The organism is Mesorhizobium captivum (assembly GCF_033977165.1).
GTDB lineage: Bacteria > Pseudomonadota > Alphaproteobacteria > Rhizobiales > Rhizobiaceae > Mesorhizobium > Mesorhizobium captivum.
In genome coordinates, this window is the sequence record NZ_JAVIJB010000008.1 from 37,629 (window position 1) to 57,153 (window position 19,525).

Genomic DNA, 19,525 nt, shown 5'->3' on the forward strand with positions numbered 1-19,525 from the left:
TGGTCATGGCGCACCTGAAACTGGGAAAGCTTCCTGACCGGACGCCTTCGAAAATCACCATCACAGTTGGCGCCGACTTGAACCAAGCGCTCATGGATTATGCGGCGCTTTACCGTCAGACCTATGGCGAATCTGAAACGGTGGCTGAGCTCATCCCGTTCATGCTATCGGAGTTCCTCGAAAGCGACCGAGCTTTTGCCAAGGCCCGAAAGGAAGGCCTGCCGGGCGTCGGCGCATCGGAAAAGCCGCGACGGCAATCAGTTGCAAGATTGAACGACACATAGCGCGGGGTACTCGGGCTCGTCCGTCTAAAGATACCGCTGACGATTGCAGCGCTAGGAACTCTGCTGAAGATGACCACGCCAATAGCGAGCCGCTCTAATGGCCTCTCGCGGAGTGATTCACCGGAGACGCGTGTTTGAGTTCCGAGAAAACCGCAAACCAAAAGCGATAGTCGCGGTCGCGCCCATCAAAATGGGCCGTCAATGCGCAGTGAGCTACGGCAGTCGTCGCGTCCGGCCCATAGACATCGAGAGCTGCTTTGGCCGCCTCATCCGGGTCCGCAAAATCCCAAAGCGACAGACTGCCACGATTTGCTCGATCGGCGCTGTCACGATCACGCTGATTCCCTCGCACGCCAAGACCTCCGGTTGTCCACCACTCAGGCTTTCGCCTTGCGTTTCGCAGCAGGTTTTTTGGCAGGAGCAGACTTTCTTCCCAAACCTAACGATTTCGCCAGCGCTGATCGGGTGGCCGAATAGTTCGGGGCGACCATGGGGTAGTCCTTCGCCAATCCCCACTTCGCGCGGTATTCGTCGGGCGTCATCCCGTGTCGGGTTGCCAGATGGCGCTTAAGCGACTTGTATTTCTGACCGTCTTCAAGACTGATGATGTAGTCCGGGAACACCGATCTTTTAGGATTGACTGCTGGCTTTTGCGCGGGTGCTTCTTCTGGAGCTGCTTCCCCAATATTAGACAATGCCGAATTAACGCTGGCGATCAAATCCGGCAGTCCAGATACGGGGACTGGATTCTTTTGGACGTAAGCGGAAACGATATCTGCGGTAAGTTCGATCAGATTATTGCCGGCTTCTTCGGACATGTCAGGCTCCAGAGTCACAATCTATACGCTCATAGCCCTCAATCCAGCAACGTGCAACGTACCGTCGAGCTAGATCTGTGCCTGATCACTTAGAGCTAGGCAGCAGCGGATAAAAGCCGCGTCGCAATAGCGTCGGCTCTCGTTGGTAGGAAACGATAGAGTCAAAGGCGTGCATGCCGCGACGGCGGCTACATTGTTGCAGGCTTTTCAACAGCGTAGCAATCTGACGGTATTATTGACGGTATTCTGGGTGTTGGTTGATTAAAGTTGATCAATAAAATCAAGGAGGTGCTGTTCAGATTGATGATCGAGTGGGAATGATTTTGGCCCATCCGAACGCCGTCGTAGATACGCCAGACTTCGACACAAGTACTTGAAAATAAAAATAAAAATGTTCACAGACTTTTGGTAGCTATCGGTTGGCACTGTTTGGTTCTGGCGGACTGCCTGACGGACCTCCGGCATATTGCTCGACCGAATTTTTCAAAGTACCGTCACGGGCAATGAGGCTCGTGACGGTACTTTTTTTGATTTAACCGCTTGAAGATAAAAGTAAATCTTCGCCACGAGCCTTCGAAATTGTGCTGACGGTACTTTTCAGGAGGCAGTGAGGATGCTGACGGATGCTGCTCTTAAGGCATTGAAGTCAAAAGATAAAATCTACAAGGTCGCGGACCGCGACGGGATGTATGTGCGCGTCATGCCCAGTGGTGCGATCTCGTTTCGCCTGGATTACCGGCTCAACGGCCGTCGGGAGACCGTCTATCTTGGGAAGTACGGAAGGGACGGAATTTCGCTCGCCCGGGCACGAGAGAAATGCCTTGACGCCCGCCGGGCGATCAGTGAGGGCCGATCTCCTGCGATCGAAAAGCAGCGCGAGAAGCGACGGCTGAAGGAGGCAAAGAGCTTCGGCGAGTTCGGCGAGAAGTGGCTGACAGCCGCGCCGATGGCGGACAGCACAAGGGCGATGCGGCGCGCCATCTTCGAGCGCGAGCTACTTTCGGTTTGGCGCAATCGACTGCTCAATGAGATCACGCCGGACGATCTACGAGCACACTGCCGCAAAATTGTTGAGCGCGGTGCTCCTGCCACGGCTATCCATGTGCGCGACATCCTAAAGCAGATATATGGCTTCGCGATCGTGCACGGAGAGAAGGTCGCCAATCCCGCGGAAGAGGTTGGCCCGGCATCGATCGCGACATTCGTGCCGAAGGGCCGTGCACTGTCGCCGACTGAGATCCGCATCATGCTCAAGCAGCTTGAGTACGTCGCCACCTTGCCCACCATTCGGCTGGGCATGAGGCTGTACCTGCTCACGATGGTACGCAAGAGCGAGCTGCAGAACGCATTGTGGGAGGAGGTGGACTTTGAGAACGCTGTCTGGACGATCCCAAAGGAACGTATGAAGCGTTCGAAGGCGCATAATGTCTATCTGTCGCGCCAGGTGCTCGACATCATGGTTGCCCTGAAGACCTGTGCGGGTAATTCGAGATACCTTCTGCCGTCGTGCTACGATGCCGATGCTTCGATGTCGCGCGCGACTTTCAATCGGGTGACCTACGCTGTCGTCGAACGAGCGAAGGCGGAAGGTTTGCCTCTGGAGCCCTTCACGGTCCATGACCTTCGGCGCACGGGCTCAACTCTCTTGAACGAACTGGGCTTCAACAGCGACTGGATCGAAAAGTGTCTGGCACATGAGGACGGACGCTCGTCGCGCGGTGTCTACAACAAAGCCGAGTACGAAGTGCAGCGGCGGCATATGATGCAAGAATGGTCGGACATCGTGGACGCCTGGGTGGATGGCAGGAAATACGTGCCTACGCTCATCCCGCCGTCGATACCACTTCTGGAGCCTGACCCTGCTCTTTGACAGGCCGAGTCCTGCGTTGCTTCACATCAGGGCTCGGAGCGCGAAGAATTGGTTTTCAACGACGGGCGGCAAGCCACGCCTGGACGTCGTCCAAATCCCAAACAACGCATCTTGGGGTCAAAGCAAAGCGTCGCGGAAATTCGCCGCGCTGCTCCATTTCGTAGATCGTGCTGTCAGCCAATGGCACGATCTCGCGCAACTGCTGTCGCCGGATCGTTTTCTTGATAGGCGTGCTCCCGTGAGTGCTCACGTTGCGTCTCCTCTGGTTCCAAGTGAGGAGATAGAGAGCAATAGATCCGGAAAGATGGAAGCCGCCATTACTCCTCATAGGGCATTAGCGCGCTATTGCGTACACATGGGACAGTCCAGTTCCGCATCATCACCTTCGGCAGTGGTGCCGGACTTCTGCGCCCGGCCCTGGTGCTTGAGAACCCGAGCGCGATGACCAGCCGACGAGGTCCGATCGTTGTTACGCTGTTCGGCTATGCGCCCGAACTCAATGCAGACACCGATGATTCCCGGCTTCCCCCCGGATAGTCCTGGGGCAGAATGAACGGAAACGGCCCAGGCGCCCTGTCCACCTTCGCCGTGTGGGTGACGACGTCGTCATCCTCGAAGCGATGCAACAGGAACTCCGGCGCTTCCAGCACGAAACAGGATGGACCGTCCGGCCGCAGATCGAGGGTCACCTGATGGCCGACCGAAGGCGCGATCTGGCACAGGGCGCCACCGAACATCCGCTGGATCGAGCGATGAACGTGCCCGCACAGCACACGCCGAACCTGGTGGTTGGCCTCGACGATCCGTTCCAACTGCTCGCTCCCTTCGAACAGCCGTGTCGCGTCCATATGCGCGATACCTGTGTTGAAAGGCGGATGATGCAGCATGATGATGGTTGGGGCATCTGGAGACGCCGCCAGTGTTTGCTCCACAAAGCCAAGCGTTTCGGGTGCAAGCGCGCCGTGGCTCGATCCGGCGACGAGGCTGTCGAGGCCGATGATCTGGACCGGACCGCACCAGGCAGCGAAATTCAGGGGGCCGTTCTCGGGAAGATAGCCCTTTTGTGCGAAGGCCCGCCGGAGGGGCTCGCGCCGGTCGTGATTGCCGGGCACCGCGTAGACCGGGCAAGGCATGCGAGCCAGCAGTTCCGCGACGATGGCGTATTCTTCGTCCAGCCCGCAATCGGTGAGGTCGCCGGTGACCAGGAGGCAATCCGGCGTTGGGTCCAGCCGAAGCAATGCGTGGATGGCGTGTTCTGCAAACAGGTTGGTTTCGGAAACGCCATAAGCGAGCTGACCCGTGGGGCGGACATGCAGGTCGGAAATCTGGGCGATGAGCATTCAGGCCACTGTCCGGAATTCAAGGATGGCGGCAGGGTCGATCTCGAAGGCGAGGACCTGGCCCGGCGTGAAGGAAAGGTTCGACGGCAGGTCGAGCTGCAGCCGACATTCGGGCGAAACCTCGGCGACAAGCCGCTGTGTTGCGCCAAAGAAGGTCGTCGCGGCAACGCGGGCGCTGATCGTTCCGTCCGCGGAGGCCAGGCGCGCTGCCTCGGGCCTGAAGCAGAGCGTGGTCGCGCGATCTGGCCCGCCGACATTCAGCCTCGCTAGGGTTTCGCCCGCACCAATGCTCAACACGCCGTTTTCAACGCGCCCGGCGACCCGGTTCATCGTTCCGACGAAGTCAGCCACGAAATCATTGGCCGGCCGGTGATAGATCTCCTGCGGCACGTCGATCTGCGCGATGCGGCCCTTCTGCATGACGGCGATGCGGTCGCCGATCGCCATGGCCTCGGCCTGATCGTGGGTGACATAGACGGCGGTGATGCCGAACTCGCGCAGCAGGAGGCCGATCTCGACCCGAAGCCGCTCGCGCAGCACGGCATCGAGCGCGGCCAGCGGCTCGTCGAGCAGCAGCACGCGCGGTTTGATCGCCAGCGCCCGGGCCAGAGCTGTGCGCTGGCGCTGGCCGCCTGACACGGCCGAGATGCGGCGGTCGGCATATTCCTCGAGGCCGACCAAGGCCAGCAGGCGGCGTGTCTCGGCCTCGCGCTGCGTGCGCTCCACCCTGCGCACCTTCAGGCCGTAGGCGACGTTTTCGGCGACGGTCATGTTCGGAAACAGTGCGTAGGACTGGAAGACCATGCCGACATTGCGCTTTTCGATCGGCACCCTGCTGACATCGTCGCCGTCGAAGCGGATCATGTCCGGTCCGTCGGGTTGTTCGAGACCGGCAATCAACCGCAGGAGCGTGGTCTTGCCGCAGCCGGAGGGGCCGAGCAGAACCAGGATCTGGCCTGCCGGGATTTCCAGGTCGGTGGGTTGCAGCACCGTTGTTCCGTTGAAACTCTTGCTGAGATGGCGCGTCGTGATGGACGAGCCGCTTTGAGCGGCGGTCATTGAGGCTAGGGTGTTCATGATTTCGTCCGTTTTTCGGTGAGGTCCGCGACAAGCTGAACGGCGATCAGCAGCGGGATGACCATGATCAGGAAGACGATGGTGTAGGCCGAGGCGATCTCCAGCCGCATCGAGGCATAGGCGTCGGCCAGGCCCACCGGCAGAGTCTTGGTTGTCGGCGTGTGCATCATCCAGGTGAGATTGAATTCGCCGATAGAGAGCGTCACGACCGTCAACGCGCCCGCAACGGTGCCCGGCCGCACATTGGGCAGGATCACGTCGAGGAAGCGCCGCCAGGCGGGAGAGCCGAGGCTTGCCGCGGCTTCGTCAAGCGTGCGCCAGTCGATGGTTTCGAGCACGGCGATGACCGAGCGCATCATGAACGGCAGGGTGAAGAGGACATGGCCGACCACGATAAAGAGCGTCGATTGGCGGAAGGCTCCCGCTCCGCCGTAGCTCAGGATCAGCGCCAATGCGAGCGCAAGGCCGGGGACGGCGACGGGGAGGGTCACGATCTCTTCGACGGCGCGCGCGAAACGCCCGCCCTTGCGCACCAGCGCATAGGCGCCGGGCACGCCCATCAGCAGCGTTGCCACCAGCGTCAGCAGCGCAACGACAAGGCTGCGCCAGACCGTATCGGCATAGAGGCCCCAGACCTGGCCTACCCAGTCGAGGGTAAATCCGGCGGAGGGTCCACGGGCATAGTTGACCGACAGGCCCGCATAGACGGAAAGCAGGACGGGAACGACGAGAAACAGGGTGAGCAAGGCCGTGATGACGATGCCCGCGGTCGAGGTCCACTGGCGGCGCATGTTAGGCCCCCCTCAAAGCGCGGTTGCGAGCAATGGCGAGTGCTGCCCATGTGATCAGGCCGAGCGCGATGGAGATCGCGGCCGCCATGCTGGCATTGGTGGCAAGCGTGAACTCGGTGTAGATCAGCAGCGGCACCACATCGATGTTGGTCGCAAGCGTGAAGGCAGTGCCGAAGGCGCCCATCGCGGTGGCGAAGCACAGCGCCCCGCCGGTGTACATGGCCGGGAACAGCGCCGGCAGCACGACGTCACGCTGGATGGCGAAGGGGTTGGCGCCCAGCGAGCGGGCTGCCTCGACCAGCGAGGGATCGAGCTTCTCCGCTGCCGCGAGAATGGTCAGCAGCACGCGCGGCACAGAGAAATAGAGATAGCCAAGAAACAGCCCGAACAGCGAATAGGCGAACACCACATTCGTGCCGACCAGGCTTTTCGTGACGCTGCCCACAAGCCCCAACCGGCCGCCGAACAGGATGATCATGAAGCCGACCACCACGCCGGGAAACGCGAGCGGGAAGGTCAGCAGCGACAGGAGCAGCCCCCGACCCGTGAACTGCCTGTTGGCGAGCGTCTGGGCGGCGATCGTCGCCACTGCCAGCGTCGCGACGGTTGTGACGATGGCAAGCAGAAGCGTCACGATCAGGCTGTTGCGGAAGCGCGCCTCGGTCAGAATGACAAAGAAGCCCGCGAGGCCCTGCGGCCCGCTACCGGCCTCGACGGTCAGCCGGGCAAAGGGCAGGATGAGAAAGGCCAGCGTGAAGATCGCCAGCGGCAAAATCAGGAGAAAATCAAAGCGCCTGCTGTCCAACGGAGCCTCCGGCGAAAATTGATGAAGAAGTCCTGCCGGGAAGGGTCAGCCCTTCCCGGCAGAAACCGTCTGTTAGCGCACTTCCGACAGGTACCGCTGCGAGAAAGCCGCCTGTGCAGCCTGCGCCTGATCCCAATTGATGGGTTTGGCGCGCTGGTATTCGCTTGCCGGCAGGAACTTTCCGGCAATGTCGGCCGGCATTTCGACCGGAAGGACCGGACGCAGATAGGCCGTCGTCCAGAAGAGCTGGCCTTTGTCAGAGAGCAGGTAGTCGAGCACCTTCTTGGCGTTGTCCGTATGCGGTGCGCCCTTCACCAGCGTCATGACATAGGGAAAGGTGATAGAGCCCTCGCAGGGCAGGACAAACTCATACTTGCCGGATTCGGTGTATTTGGCCCGGTAGGCATTGAAGTCGTAGTCCATCAGGATCGGGATCTCGCCCGACACGGTGCGCGCATAAGAGGTCTGCTTGGTGACAATCGCCCCGTTGGCGGCAAGCTCCTTCAGATAGTCGATCGCCGGCGTGAAATTCTCGAATGAGCCTCCCAGCGCGGTGTTGATGGCAACGGCCGATGCATAGCCGACAGCGGCCGAGGTCGGATCAAGATAACCGACGAGGCCGTTATATTCCGGCTTCTTCAGGTCGGCCCAGCAGGCGGGCACGGGCTTGTCGCCGAGGGCGTCGACATTGACGAACAGGCCGAGCGTGCCCTGATGTACCGCCCACCAGCGACCTTCGGGATCCTTGAGCCCTTCGGGGATCTCGGCGAAGCGCGCAGGCTTCCAGGCTTCGACCAGGTCCTGCGCGGCGGCCGAGATTCCGGCATTGACGCCCAGATAGGCGAGGTCGGCAACCGGGCTGGCCTTCTCGGCGATGATCTGGGCAACCGCCTGGCCCGAATTCTTGTTGTCGCCGGGAATGTCGATCTCGAGGTCGGTCTTGATGTTTTTCAGCATCTCGCCCCAGTTCGCCCATTCAGGCGGGCAATTGTAGCAGATGGCGTCTTGCGCCTGCGCCTGGACGGGGGCCAAGGCGAAAATGCTGGCGGCGGCCGCCAGACCGAGGCCAAGGGAAAGGATAGTCGTCTTCATTGTCGTAGCTTTCTCTTTTCGGTGGGAATCAGGGTAAGCGGAGGCTCACCCCGCCGAGGCGGGGCGATGGTTTCTCCCGGAAGCGGAATGGCATCCGGGCATAGGCGCTGGGGGGCCTTGTGCCCCGCAGCCATGTCCAGCAGCAGGGAGGCGGCGAGCGTTCCCATCACCTGGGAAGGCTGCTGGATCGTGTGGAGCTTGGGCGAGATCAGCCGCGCAAAGTCGATGCCGTCGAAGCCCGTGACGGAGACGTCCTCGGGAACGCTCAGCCCCGCGCGACGCAGCGACGCGATCACCGTGAACGCCAGCAGATCGTTGGAGGCCATGATCGCAGTCGGCCTGTATTCGACGAGAACCTCGGTGAGATCGATGTCCCTGGTCGCGTCGATGAAATCGACCTCAATCGCCGGCGCCGCCGTCAGCCCGGCGGCCGCCATCGCATCCCGATAGCCTTCATAACGGCGGGCCGAGCGATCGGATGAGATGAACTTCCCGGCGAGAAAGAGAATACGGCGATGGCCGAGCGCGATCAGGTCCTCAGCTGCACGACGAATTGCGCTGCGATTGTCGACCATGACCGCGGCAACACCCTCCGGCGTGTCTTCGTTATAGATGGTCACCACAGGCAGACCCGCCTTGCGGACGCGGTGGAGCGCCACGCTGGAGGCCGGATCGCAAACCGTCATGATCATCCCGACCGGGCGTTCACCGATCAGCGTGGTGACGATGTCTTCTTCCTGCGCGGGGTCGTAGTTGGACTGGCCGAGAATGGTGAACATCCCGGCCGTCCTTGCACGCTGCTCGATCCCCGCGACGGCGGCGGCGAACACCGGATTGGTCAGGCTGGGAACCAGAATGCTGATGACGGGGCGCGTCTCGGGAAAGGCGCGCGCAAGCGGAAAGCCTACCGTCAACGCGGCCTCGACCACCCGTCGGCGCATCTCCTCGCTGACGGGACCGTTGCCGGTGACGACCCGGCTCACGGTCGCGATCGAACACCCGGCGCGCGCCGCGACATCCCGTATCGTGATCTGCGTTGACACCACCCGTCCTGTCCCGTTCTGGCCGCCTCTTCTTCGGTCGGCTCGTTCGGGGCGTGAGGTACCACGCGAACTTATTGGCTGAATGACGCTGTTTCAGTCGTTTTCAGTGCCTAGGCCAAAGGGACCGGGCTCAGATCCATCGTTGCAAGGCTGCTCCGGTTGGTTGGAACGACTCCGTCTCACTCGCGAACCATCGCGTATGAGCCGATACTGTAGGCGACGACGAGACCATCTCCGCCGAGCTGTGATCAGTGCAACCGAACATGTTGCGGGGGAGTGAATTATAGTGGAATAGCGTAAACGTAGTTATCATCTTCACCCGGCGCGCCATCTTATCCACTTGAAATCGCAGATGTTTCTGAGCTCCCGTCTCCGCTCGTACCGGCTTAGTTTCATAATTAAGCCGGTTTTGGAGGAAGGGATATTCCGTCGAACCGGATCGTAGCGCGGCGTACACACGAGGGCCGGCCCGCAGCTCGATCTAGAGTGTGCACGCAAGCGAGAGGGCGTGAGGGGACACATTCGAAAGGAGTGCGGCGGCGTTCTCGGGTCCTGAAAGGACCGGTCATGATCGGCGAAGCTTCGCTGGACCGAGGTCGCGATTTGACTTGCCCGCACTCCAAGCGTCAGGGCGGCAGCAGCCGAGACGCGGTGGACGCGGTCGTTTTGCGCCCAAGCCTCAACCAACTACAGGAAAGTAATGACCGTCCGCCTCATAACTGAGTTCGGTGGCCCCGTTTGGCGAGAATGCTGTCCTCAGCAGCGTGGACCCAAAACCCTGCCGTGTGGGCGTAGTTACCTGCGGACCGCCGGTCTCTTTCCACTCCAAGTCGATTAGAGAGCCCACAGCCTTCCATCGCACAGTGACCCGCCCATTTTGCGTCGAAAGAGCGCCGTACTTAGCCGCATTGGTTGCCAATTCATAAAGGGTCAAACCAAGCGTCGAGCTGATCTCGTCTGACACCACGCTCGGCGTGCCGACGAAAGCAAAGCGAGCCATGCCGAAGGGGTCCAGAACCCGTCGTAGCAAGTCCTCAAGGTCTACGGGCAGGTGGGGTGCTTCCCGCCTTGCGTCCCCGGCAGCCGACAATGCTTGGATCCGTTCGCTCAGGCGAGCCTGATGCTCTTCGGCGGTGCCGCCACTTCGGGCAGTCATTCGCGAGATCGCTTGCACCAATGCGAGCACGTTCTTGACCCGGTGCTGCATCTCCCTGGCGAACATGGCGGAACGAGCTTCCGACCTGCGCAAGGCAGCGATCACCTCATTGACTATGTTGACGGATACAACCACGGAGCCGCCCCCGATCAGAAATGCCACCACACTTACGGCCGCTCTCAAACCAAGATCCAGTGATCCCCGCGGGGGGACCCAAAAATATGCGCCGATCAGGCCCCCCAAGAGGAGCGTAGTCGTGCCCGCCCAGGCGCCTCCCCAGATCGTCGCCACGACGAGGAGCGGAAAGAAAGTAACGAAGGGTACGCCAAGAATCAGCGGGTCGAGCAGTTCTCGAAGCAAATAGCCGATGGCGGCACACCCGACACCGATCAGGACACCTTGCCCGCGCGAGCGCGGGCGGTGGGGCAAATACCGCATCAGTGTCGACGCAACAGCGCTACGCTCGGGCATTCCCCCTTCCCTCGTTGTCCGGCGCAAATGACGAGTGAGCCTTGCTGCCTCATCCCTGCGGTGACTGGCTATCATCATGTCGGCAAAGCCGACGTGCAACGCAATTCTGCAAGAGAATACTGATCGCGTCGGTTCCAGTGCTGCCAAATCCACCCACTATATCCGCTACAAGGATGGCGCCGCAGAACCTGGCCAGGCATGACCAGGAAGAGCCGCCACATTAAGGGCTCCCTGATGATCACGAATGCGAGGCCGCTTGTGCAGCCCAAAGCAGGGTCGCGACACTGGCCGAAATGCGTTCGAGGCGGCAAGGCTCATCGCGTAGGCAATGCGCGGATTAAGGATATACCCGGGAGGGCAAGCTGCGCGATAAGCGACATCTATGGAGCCCGCACAAGACCGACGATGCATGATGGAAAGCTACAGACTTCGGTTACGAGGGGACGAGTGTGCGGCTCAGCGCACGGCGCAGTCGTCCGCGTCGCAGTGATCGTAACCGTGCCGTCTGGGAGGTCGCGCCATTCGTCTATAGGCAACTGAAGTCTGATCGGTAGCGGCCTCACCCACAGGGGGCGGGCTGCCGCGCCCGTGTCGGCCGGTCACGAATGCTTTCGGTCTGGGCGGCGCAGCACGGCGATACCACGCCAGCCGCGCGAGCTGGGACAAAGGCCTGGACGGCGGCCTCGGCCAATCCGACATAGCGGACCATGGTTAGCTCGTGCGCGCCTCTTGAGCCCGACAATTGGGCCCGACGACGCACCACGCTGATGTATCTTGGATCTCGGCGTCCCAAGCCGTAGCAACTCTATTGCTCAAATCCGAAGTCTGTTTCGCATGACGCGCAGGCGGCCCCGAGTTCGTTCCTGCGGCAAACGACCCGTGACGCGACCCGTCACCTTCGCGCAGTCTTCAGTAAAGATCGTCAGAGCTGCGTCGGGTTCGGGGCGTCGCCGTAGATGACCTCCGGATCGAACACCTTCGTCGTCTCCTCGAATCTCAGCTTCACCGGTCCGCTGTTGAGCGATCCGATAGGCACCGACCGGTAGAAACAGGATCGATAGCCAACATGGCAACTTGCTCCACCGTCAACGTCGACCCTTAGCCATATGGCATCTTGATCGTCATCGACGCGGATCTCCACCACCCTCTGGATCAGGCCGCTTGTTGCACCCTTGTGCCACAAGCAATGCCGGCTTCGACTCCAGTAATGTGCTTCACCGGCCTCGATCGTCCGCACCAGAGCCTCAGCATTCATGGTGCCCATCATCAGGACCTCACCTGTCGAGGCGTTCGTCGTAACCACGGGGATCAACCCCTCAGCGTTGAACTTTGGCGCGAGCAACGTTCCTTCCTCAACGGCCTCCACCGAGAGCCGCGGCGCGAACTGAACAGGCCATTCGTCAATGTGTTCACGCCCTTTCATCCGAAAGTCTCCCTCGCCCCTGAAATCGAACCGAGGAAATCGCGCCGGAGCTCAGCTTCGGTCTCAAACGCGCCGATCAAACGGCGCGTTACCATGCTGACGCCCGGCTTCCGGATCCCACGCGTCGTCATGCACATATGGGCCGCCTCAATCACCACGGCGACACCCTTCGGCTTGAGCACCTCATTGATTGTGTCGGCGATCTGCGCCGTCAGCGTCTCCTGGATCTGGAGCCGCTTGGCAAAGACCTCGATCAACCGGGCAAGCTTGCTGATGCCGACGACACGGTCCGTGGGGACGTATGCGACGTGGGCCTTGCCGATGATCGGGACTATGTGGTGCTCGCAGTGCGATTCAAGCCGAACATCGCGCAGCACGACCATATCGCCATAGCTCTGCGTTTGCTCGAAAGTCCGCCCAAGCAAATCGACGGGATCGATGCGATAGCCCTCGAAAAACTCCTCATACGCTCGCACCACCCGGTCCGGCGTCCCGGCAAGACCTTCGCGGTCCGGATCATCGCCCGCCCATTCGATGAGCGTTCGCACCGCCAACTCAGCAGCCTCGCGCGTCGGGCGCTTTCGAGGGGCAACAGGGGGCGCCAAGCCCACAATAGGCTCATTCAACAAAACGTCACTCATGATTTCTCCGGTCAAATAGTTGCGGATCATCATGCAATGTTATAACGTACCATTCAAGTTATTATGCCGTTTCGCCATGACGCGATGGAGGGATCCATGGCCCAGAACCTGTCGACACCTCGCAAGAGGCTCTCTCTAGCAGTCTCGAGAAGGCTGTCGTACGCGATGCCGCCTCGCGCGGCTTCCGCATCGCGCCGTACAGTCGAGTTGCAGAGCACTTGCGCGACCTGCCTCGCTGCCGGCGCACCCTCCGCCCGCAATCACCGCTAGATCTTCGGCCCGACGACGCAGCCGTTCTCGATCTGCATCCGATGCGGGCTTTCGACTAACCGAAAGGAGAATACCGAACCATGCAGCCTGCCTTGCCCCAGACACCCGTCACCGTCCTCACCGGCTTCCTCGGCTCCGGAAAAACGACCCTTCTCAACCGCATTCTCACCGAGAACCACGGCCAGAAATACGCCGTCATCGTCAACGAATTCGGCGAGGTCGGCATCGACAACGATCTCATCGTAAATGCCGATGAAGAAATCTTCGAGATGAACAACGGCTGCATCTGCTGCACCGTGCGCGGCGATCTGATCCGAATTATCGACGGGCTCATGCGCCGGCGAGATCGTTTCGACGCCATCTTGGTCGAGACGACCGGTCTCGCCGATCCGGCTCCTGTTGCACAGACCTTCTTCGTAGACGACGACGTGAGATCGAAGACCAAGCTCGATTCCATCCTCACCGTCGTCGACGCAAAGCACCTTTTGGGCGAAATCGACACCGCTCAAGAAGCCCAAGAGCAGCTCGCCTTCGCCGACACGATTCTAATCAACAAGACTGATCTGGTCTCAGCAGAGGAGCTCGGGCGGGTTGAAACGCGTATCCGGCGCATCAATCCGACAGCCACCATTCATCAGACACAGCGTTGCGACATCGGCCTCGACAAGGTGCTCGGCCGCGGCGCTTTCGACCTTGACCGTATCCTTGAGGTCGAGCCGGACTTTCTTGACGAATTCCACGAGCACGAACATGACGACCTTGTCTCCAGCATTGCGCTCGTCACGAAAGACCCCCTCGATCCCGTCAAATTCCTGCCCTGGCTCCAAATGATTATCCAGCGCCTTGGCGTCGATATCCTCCGCACGAAGGGGATCATGGCCTTCAAAAACGACAACGACCGTTTCGTCGTGCAAGCCGTGCACATGCTCGTCGAGGGTGATCATCAGAGACCTTGGAAGCCCGACGAAGAACGCGTCAGCCGTCTCGTCTTCATCGGCCGCAACCTCCCGAAGGATGTCCTTGAATCGGGCTTCCTCGCGTGCCGGGCGTAGCTATCGCATCAGCCAGCTTTGTACCCGACAAAGGGGCAGGCCCGTCCGACCGGACGGAAATGCGGCGCGCGGCTGAGGCCATCGTGGCGCATGTCGCCGTGACGAGCGCCCCGCCGCCGGAGTGAGTGTCGCGCGCTTTGCGCGACCTCGCAGTTGGGGTCGAGCCCTGCGGCAACGACAACCGCATCTACAAGGCAGTCATCGTGAACAAATTGAACCGCACCAGCACACTCCAGCGCCTCATCACCGCACCACTCGCTGCATTTATGCTGCTGGCGATCTTCAATGCCCGCGGTGCCGAGGCCCATGTGCTCGGAGGCAACTTCGGCGGATTCGGGAGTGGGTTTCAGCATCCCATTCTCGGCTTCGACCACTTTCTCGCCATGGCAGCTGTCGGCATCTGGGGCGCCCAGATTGGCGGCCGATCCGTCTGGACGTTGCCCGTCACATTCCCACTCATCATGTGCATCGGCGGCGTCATCGACATGTCGGGAATATTAGTGCTGCCCTACGTCGAGGCGGTCATCGCCTGCTCGGTGCTCGCGCTAGGCTTGGCGATTGCCACACGCTGGCGCCCGCCGGAGTTGCTTTTGATCCCGGTGATCGCGGTCTTCGCAATTTTCCACGGCTTTGCGCATGGCATAGAACTACCGCAGGCGGCCGATCCGGCGGCCTATGCGGTGGGTTTCGTCGTCGCGACGGGTCTGATCCACATTTTCGGAATCCTGCTGGGTATGGCAGTGGAGCGAGTCAATCGCGAGGGGGCGACGCGCGCGGTAGGTGGTCTGATCGCAGCAAGCGGGCTCGCCTTTCTCATCCCATGAGCTCGCCCGCGATGGCGACCGTCCACCTCTCCCTCCCCCAATCTCTCGCGATCGCGCTCTTCGCGAGCGTGCCCGCGCTCGTCCTGGCCTCACAGTTCATCCCGCATGACTTCAGCTTTCCGGAAATGGGGGCGCTGTTTACGCTGTCGGTCTATGACGTCGCGCTGGCTTTGATCGGACTAAGCCTGAATGCGGCTCTCATTCCCGACAACCGTTTGTCCTGGCCGCTGATCGCCCTCTTTCTTTGCGCGCTTCTCCCGGCCGCAACCTTCACCGAAAACCTGCTTGAGCTTCTCCGACGCATCGAGATGGACAGCAATCTCTACACTCTCCCGCCGGCCGCCGTGATCCTCACCGGCATTGGCTTTTGGGCGCCACATCGACTACGCGCAATGTCGTGCGCCGCCTCCGCCGTCCTGCTGGGTTTGACGCTCGGGCTCTTCGTCGGCTTAGAGGATCTCGCGATCTCATCATTCATCGCCGGCTCCGTCGCGTCAGCCCTATGGTGTTTGATTGCACCAGGTGTTCTTGCTCGTCACTTCGTCCCTATCCGGTGGCTGCATATCGCCGGACGGATCGCCGGCAGTTGGCTGGTTGTCATCGGCGTCATCGTGCTGCTCTCCGCGTTGTTGCCGCCCCGGCAACCCGTCTCCGGCGAAAGGGATCGCCGACCGGTTGAGAATGACGCTACCGTACCCCAGGAATGAAATTTCGACCCGACAAACCCCGCTTCCACGACGTGATCCCAGCGCCGCTTGGAACACATAAATTCCACTGAGGACTATGGACGTCCGCTTTAACGCTGAAAGCTGCCTACTGTTGAAAAGTCCGGTCTACAGGCACGTTGGTCGCTCGCACGACGGCGGACGATTATCCCGCGACAGAGAGTGAGAGTGCGGAGGGGATTTTCCGTGACGGGTCGAATGTTGGAGGAGAGGCCTCCGGCGCCCGTCGCGGAGAACCGCGATGTCCAGTCACAACTGTCGAACGAGCGCCGTTGCCGAACGGGCGAACCTTTATGACGAAATCACCAACAAGATCATCGCCGAATTGGAGGCAGGTCGTTTTCCATGGGTTCAACCATGGGGGTCCGCCGCGGCCAAGGCGCCGCTGTCGCTGCCGAAAAACCCCAGCACCGGCAAAGTCTATAGCGGCATCAATGTGCTTGTCCTTTGGGGCGCCGTCATCGAGCGAGGTTTTTCAACGCAAGGCTGGCTGACCTTTCGCCAGGCCCTTTCGCTCGGCGGCAACGTCCGCAAGGGCGAGCGGGGCACCACGATCGTCTATGCGGACCGCTTTGTCCCGGACGATGAAAAGAAGCGCACTCGAGAGACGGGCGAGGAAGCCCGGGCGATCCCTTTCCTCAAACGCTTCACCGTCTTCAACATCGAGCAATGCGAGGGTCTGCCCGACGAAATCGCCGCCTCGGCTCCCCTGCCGGACGCTGAATTGATCGAGCCGCGGGTCGATGCGCTGATCAAAGCCACGGGTATCGAATTCCGTATCGGTGGAAACAGCGCGTACTACATGCCGGCTCACGACTACGTCCAGGTGCCGCCGCCGCAAGCTTATTTCGAGCCGATCAACTGGCACCGCACAGCCCTGCATGAGCTTGGTCATGCCACCGGCCACGCCTCACGCCTGTCCCGCGATTTCTCTGGGTCTTTCGGAACCAGGAAGTACGCGTTCGAGGAACTTGTGGCGGAGATCTGCTCGGCCTTCTCCTGCGCCGCGCTGGGCATCGTCCCGACTGTGCGGCATGCCGACTATATCGGTTCCTGGCTCGAGGTCTTGCGAGAAGACAATCGCGCGATCGTGCGTGCCGCCAGCCAGGCCAGTAAGGCGGCCGACTGGCTGCTCGGTCAGCTTCCTGACGGCACCGCAGCGCCGATCGTGGCGACCACGGATGATGACAGGAGGGCAGCATGATCCTCCTTACTCCAGAGCTGCGCGAACGCCTTCTTGCTAATGGCCGCAACCGTGACGCCGATCATGTTCCGGTCGTCCGCTTCTTCAATCCAGTCGGAGCCGCCACATGGCTCGCGACTGAACTGCACGAGGACGGCGATACCTTATTTGGCCTCGCAGATCTCGGTTTCGGGTGTCCTGAACTCGGTTCCTTCAGTCTCTTGGAATTGCAAGCGGTCCGCTTGGCATTAGGCCTCGGGATCGAACGCGATCTCCTCTTCGCGGGCCATTTCCCAATCTCGGCCTATGCGGGGGCCGCTCGCGTGGCTGGATCTATCCCTGAGGGCGAACGCGTCCTGCGCGCGGCCGCCGGCGGTGTATGAAGAAGGAGAGATCGAGGATTGACGGGATTTTCGCGACGGGTTCAGGACTGGGAGAGAGGCTCTCGGCGTCCGTCGTGGAGAAACGCCAATGGCCACTACCGTTCAGAAGATCACCCTGTCGCCTTCGCGCGACATTCCCTTCAACAAGCTGGTGCTCGCCCAGACCAACGTCCGGCGCATCAAGGCCGGCGTCTCGATCGAGGACCTGGCCGCCTCGATCGCGCGCCGCGGGCTGATCCAGAGCATCCATGTTCGTCCCGTGCTCGATGCCGGCGGCCAGGAGACTGGCATGTTCGAGGTACCCGCCGGCGGTCGCCGCTATCGCGCTCTCGAAATGCTTGTGAAGCAGAAGCGGCTCGCCAAGACCGCGCCCGTTCCCTGCGTCGTCGGCAATCCTTCCGGTGCGATTCTCGCGGAGGAGGTATCGCTTGCCGAGAACATCGAACGCGCGCCGCTCCACCCGCTCGACCAATTCCGAGCCTTCATGGATCTGCGCGACAAGGGTATGTCGGAGGAAGAGATTGCGTCCGCTTTCCTTATCTCGGTCAACATCGTCAAGCAGCGCCTTAAGCTCACAGGCGTGTCGCCGACGCTCCTCGATCTCTATGCCGAGGACGCTATGACGATCGCCCAGCTCGAAGCCTTCTCGGTCAGCAGTGACCACGGAAGGCAGGAGCAGGTCTGGGAGGCGATCAAGAACAGTTGGTCGAAGGAGCCATACCAGATCCGCCGAATGTTGACCGAGAACACCATGCGGGCGTCCGACAAGCGTGCGGTCTTCGTAGGCCTCGACGCCTATGAAGCAGCCGGCGGCGAGGTGCTGCGCGACCTGTTCCAGTCGGACGATGGCGGGTGGTTGCAGGATGTGCCTCTGCTCGAGCGGCTCGTGATCGACAAGCTGCATGTCATGGCTGACGAAATTGCCCATGAGGGATGGAAGTGGATCGAAGTCGCGGTGAGCTTCCCCTATGGTGCAGCGCACGGCTTGCGTGAGCTCCAAGGCGTGCCGATCGACCTCACCGACGAAGAGCAGGCAACGCTCGACGCGCTGCGTGACGAGTTCGACAAGCTGCAGGCCGAGTATGAGGAGGCCGACGAGTTGCCGGACGATGTCGACCAGCGGTTCGGCGAAATCGAAACCGCCGTCGAGGCGCTGGAGGCGCGTCCCGTCCGCTTCGATCCGGCCGACATCGCGCGCGCCGGGGTTTTCGTCAGCGTGAATGCAGACGGATCGCTTCTGGTCGAGCGCGGCTATGTGAAGCCGGAAGATGAAGCGCCCGCTTCGCCCCAGGACGGCAACGATCCCGACGCCGAGGGAATTAATGATCCAGCCATGGTGGGCTCGGTTCAGCGAGCCGTAATCTCCGTCGGCGGCCAGTCGACTCAGCCCGACGATGATGACGAGGATGGCATCAAGCCATTGCCGGACCCCTTGGTCATGGAACTGACCGCCGAGCGTACGCTGGCGTTGCGCGATAAGCTCGCAAACGATCCGGCGACTGCGTTCCTGGCCGTGCTGCACAAGTTCGTCCGTGACGTTTTCTCTCGCTACAACACCCACGGCGTGGCGATGGAAGTCTTTGTGCGTGGCACGGTCTTCTCGGCGCAGTCCGCCGAACTTCGCGATACGCCTTACGCGCTTTCGATCGAAGCCCGACACAAGTCTTGGGAATCCCGTCTTCCGGGCGACGTCACCGACCTCTGGGATGCGCTTGCGGCATTCTCTGGCCCCGAGCAGGCTGAACTGTTCGCTCATTGCGTATCGTTCGGCGTGAATGCCCTTTACGAAAGGGCCGATCGCTACGGCAACGGCGCCATCTCCGCGCATGGCGTGCAGCAGCGTCTTGCCGAAGCCGATTATCTCGCTCGTGCCGTCGGGCTCGACATGGTCGATGCCGGCTGGCGACCGACGGTGGGCAACTATCTCGGCCGCGTCACCAAGGCGCGTATCCTCGAAGCTGTGCGCGAGGGTGAGGGCGAGCGCGCCGCCCAGCTCATCGATCACCTCAAGAAAGGCGACATGGCCAAGGAGGCGGAACGGCTGCTCGCCGACAGTGGCTGGTTGCCTGAGCCGCTGCGGCTTGTCGATCTCAATGTCGAGGCGGTCGATTCAAGTTCGGATAACGAAGAGGAAGCGCTGCCGGAATTCCTGGCAGGTGACGACGAAGGCGAGTTGGCCGAGGAGAAGGAACAGCACCTCGACGCCGCCGAATAGGCGCGGCTTCGCTCAAGATCTGACAGCCCGGCACTCGCAAGAGCGCCGGGCTTTTTCTTGGT

General features: G+C 61.1%; 20 protein-coding genes. 8 read left to right on the plus strand and 12 right to left on the minus strand.

Annotation, left to right across the window (positions count from 1 at the left end; genetic code table 11):
• The first annotated feature begins 5 nt into the window (after positions 1 to 5).
• Positions 6 to 284, plus strand: a complete 279-nt coding sequence (locus tag RFM40_RS09415) for a DUF2274 domain-containing protein (protein ID WP_320212885.1) — start codon at positions 6 to 8, stop codon at positions 282 to 284.
• A gap of 94 nt (positions 285 to 378) precedes the next feature.
• Here RFM40_RS09415 and RFM40_RS33835 read toward each other — a convergent pair whose 3' ends face one another.
• Both RFM40_RS33835 and RFM40_RS09420 read right to left on the minus strand, forming a co-directional pair.
• On the minus strand, positions 379 to 636 hold the full coding sequence (locus tag RFM40_RS33835; protein ID WP_488251374.1) for a hypothetical protein: 258 nt from the start codon (positions 634 to 636) through the stop codon (positions 379 to 381).
• A 25-nt stretch (positions 637 to 661) separates the two neighbouring features.
• Positions 662 to 1,102, minus strand: a complete 441-nt coding sequence (locus RFM40_RS09420) for a Ros/MucR family transcriptional regulator (RefSeq protein ID WP_320212884.1) — start codon at positions 1,100 to 1,102, stop codon at positions 662 to 664.
• A gap of 613 nt (positions 1,103 to 1,715) precedes the next feature.
• Here RFM40_RS09420 and RFM40_RS09425 point away from each other — a divergent pair.
• Positions 1,716 to 2,972: a tyrosine-type recombinase/integrase gene (locus tag RFM40_RS09425; RefSeq protein WP_320277447.1), complete on the plus strand. Its 1,257-nt coding sequence runs from the start codon at positions 1,716 to 1,718 to the stop codon at positions 2,970 to 2,972.
• 55 nt (positions 2,973 to 3,027) lie between these two features.
• Here RFM40_RS09425 and RFM40_RS09430 read toward each other — a convergent pair whose 3' ends face one another.
• The 10 genes from RFM40_RS09430 to folE form a co-directional block, all read right to left on the minus strand.
• Entirely contained in the window at positions 3,028 to 3,222 is a 195-nt protein-coding gene (locus RFM40_RS09430; protein ID WP_430691657.1) for a helix-turn-helix transcriptional regulator, read from the minus strand.
• A 232-nt stretch (positions 3,223 to 3,454) separates the two neighbouring features.
• Positions 3,455 to 4,312 (minus strand): phosphodiesterase, encoded by an 858-nt coding sequence (locus tag RFM40_RS09435; RefSeq protein WP_320226463.1) that lies wholly within the window; start codon positions 4,310 to 4,312, stop codon positions 3,455 to 3,457.
• Positions 4,313 to 5,389 (minus strand): ABC transporter ATP-binding protein, encoded by a 1,077-nt coding sequence (locus RFM40_RS09440; protein ID WP_320226464.1) that lies wholly within the window; start codon positions 5,387 to 5,389, stop codon positions 4,313 to 4,315.
• The gene (locus RFM40_RS09445; RefSeq protein WP_320226465.1) at positions 5,386 to 6,180 is read right to left on the minus strand and encodes an ABC transporter permease; all 795 of its coding nucleotides are present in this window, start codon (positions 6,178 to 6,180) and stop codon (positions 5,386 to 5,388) included. The genes RFM40_RS09440 and RFM40_RS09445 overlap by 4 nt, the downstream gene beginning before the upstream one ends.
• Before the next feature lies 1 nt (position 6,181).
• Positions 6,182 to 6,985, minus strand: coding sequence for an ABC transporter permease (locus RFM40_RS09450; protein WP_320226466.1), 804 nt, complete (start codon positions 6,983 to 6,985; stop codon positions 6,182 to 6,184).
• A 72-nt stretch (positions 6,986 to 7,057) separates the two neighbouring features.
• Entirely contained in the window at positions 7,058 to 8,077 is a 1,020-nt protein-coding gene (locus RFM40_RS09455; protein WP_320226467.1) for an ABC transporter substrate-binding protein, read from the minus strand.
• Entirely contained in the window at positions 8,074 to 9,120 is a 1,047-nt protein-coding gene (locus RFM40_RS09460; protein WP_320226468.1) for a substrate-binding domain-containing protein, read from the minus strand. The genes RFM40_RS09455 and RFM40_RS09460 overlap by 4 nt, the downstream gene beginning before the upstream one ends.
• 679 nt (positions 9,121 to 9,799) lie before the next feature.
• Complete coding sequence (locus RFM40_RS09465; protein WP_320226469.1) at positions 9,800 to 10,747, minus strand: sensor histidine kinase; 948 nt, start codon at positions 10,745 to 10,747, stop codon at positions 9,800 to 9,802.
• 922 nt (positions 10,748 to 11,669) lie between these two features.
• A complete protein-coding gene (gene hisI / locus RFM40_RS09470) occupies positions 11,670 to 12,170 on the minus strand; it encodes a phosphoribosyl-AMP cyclohydrolase (RefSeq protein ID WP_320226470.1) in 501 nt (166 codons plus the stop codon).
• Positions 12,167 to 12,811, minus strand: a complete 645-nt coding sequence (folE, locus tag RFM40_RS09475; protein ID WP_320226516.1) for a GTP cyclohydrolase I FolE — start codon at positions 12,809 to 12,811, stop codon at positions 12,167 to 12,169. Before folE ends, hisI begins: the two co-directional genes overlap by 4 nt.
• 350 nt (positions 12,812 to 13,161) lie before the next feature.
• Here folE and RFM40_RS09480 point away from each other — a divergent pair, with 350 nt between their 5' ends.
• From RFM40_RS09480 to RFM40_RS09505, 6 genes are all read left to right on the plus strand, one after another.
• Positions 13,162 to 14,133 (plus strand): CobW family GTP-binding protein, encoded by a 972-nt coding sequence (locus RFM40_RS09480; protein ID WP_320226471.1) that lies wholly within the window; start codon positions 13,162 to 13,164, stop codon positions 14,131 to 14,133.
• Positions 14,134 to 14,270: 137 nt separating this feature from the next.
• Positions 14,271 to 14,957 (plus strand): HupE/UreJ family protein, encoded by a 687-nt coding sequence (locus tag RFM40_RS09485; RefSeq protein WP_320277448.1) that lies wholly within the window; start codon positions 14,271 to 14,273, stop codon positions 14,955 to 14,957.
• Positions 14,958 to 14,968: 11 nt separating this feature from the next.
• Positions 14,969 to 15,664: a hypothetical protein gene (locus RFM40_RS09490; protein ID WP_320226473.1), complete on the plus strand. Its 696-nt coding sequence runs from the start codon at positions 14,969 to 14,971 to the stop codon at positions 15,662 to 15,664.
• A gap of 259 nt (positions 15,665 to 15,923) precedes the next feature.
• Positions 15,924 to 16,886, plus strand: coding sequence for an ArdC family protein (locus RFM40_RS09495; RefSeq protein WP_320277449.1), 963 nt, complete (start codon positions 15,924 to 15,926; stop codon positions 16,884 to 16,886).
• The gene (locus RFM40_RS09500; RefSeq protein ID WP_320226475.1) at positions 16,883 to 17,248 is read left to right on the plus strand and encodes a DUF2958 domain-containing protein; all 366 of its coding nucleotides are present in this window, start codon (positions 16,883 to 16,885) and stop codon (positions 17,246 to 17,248) included. Before RFM40_RS09495 ends, RFM40_RS09500 begins: the two co-directional genes overlap by 4 nt.
• 88 nt (positions 17,249 to 17,336) lie before the next feature.
• A complete protein-coding gene (locus RFM40_RS09505) occupies positions 17,337 to 19,463 on the plus strand; it encodes a ParB N-terminal domain-containing protein (RefSeq protein ID WP_320226476.1) in 2,127 nt (708 codons plus the stop codon).
• Positions 19,464 to 19,525 lie beyond the last annotated feature (62 nt).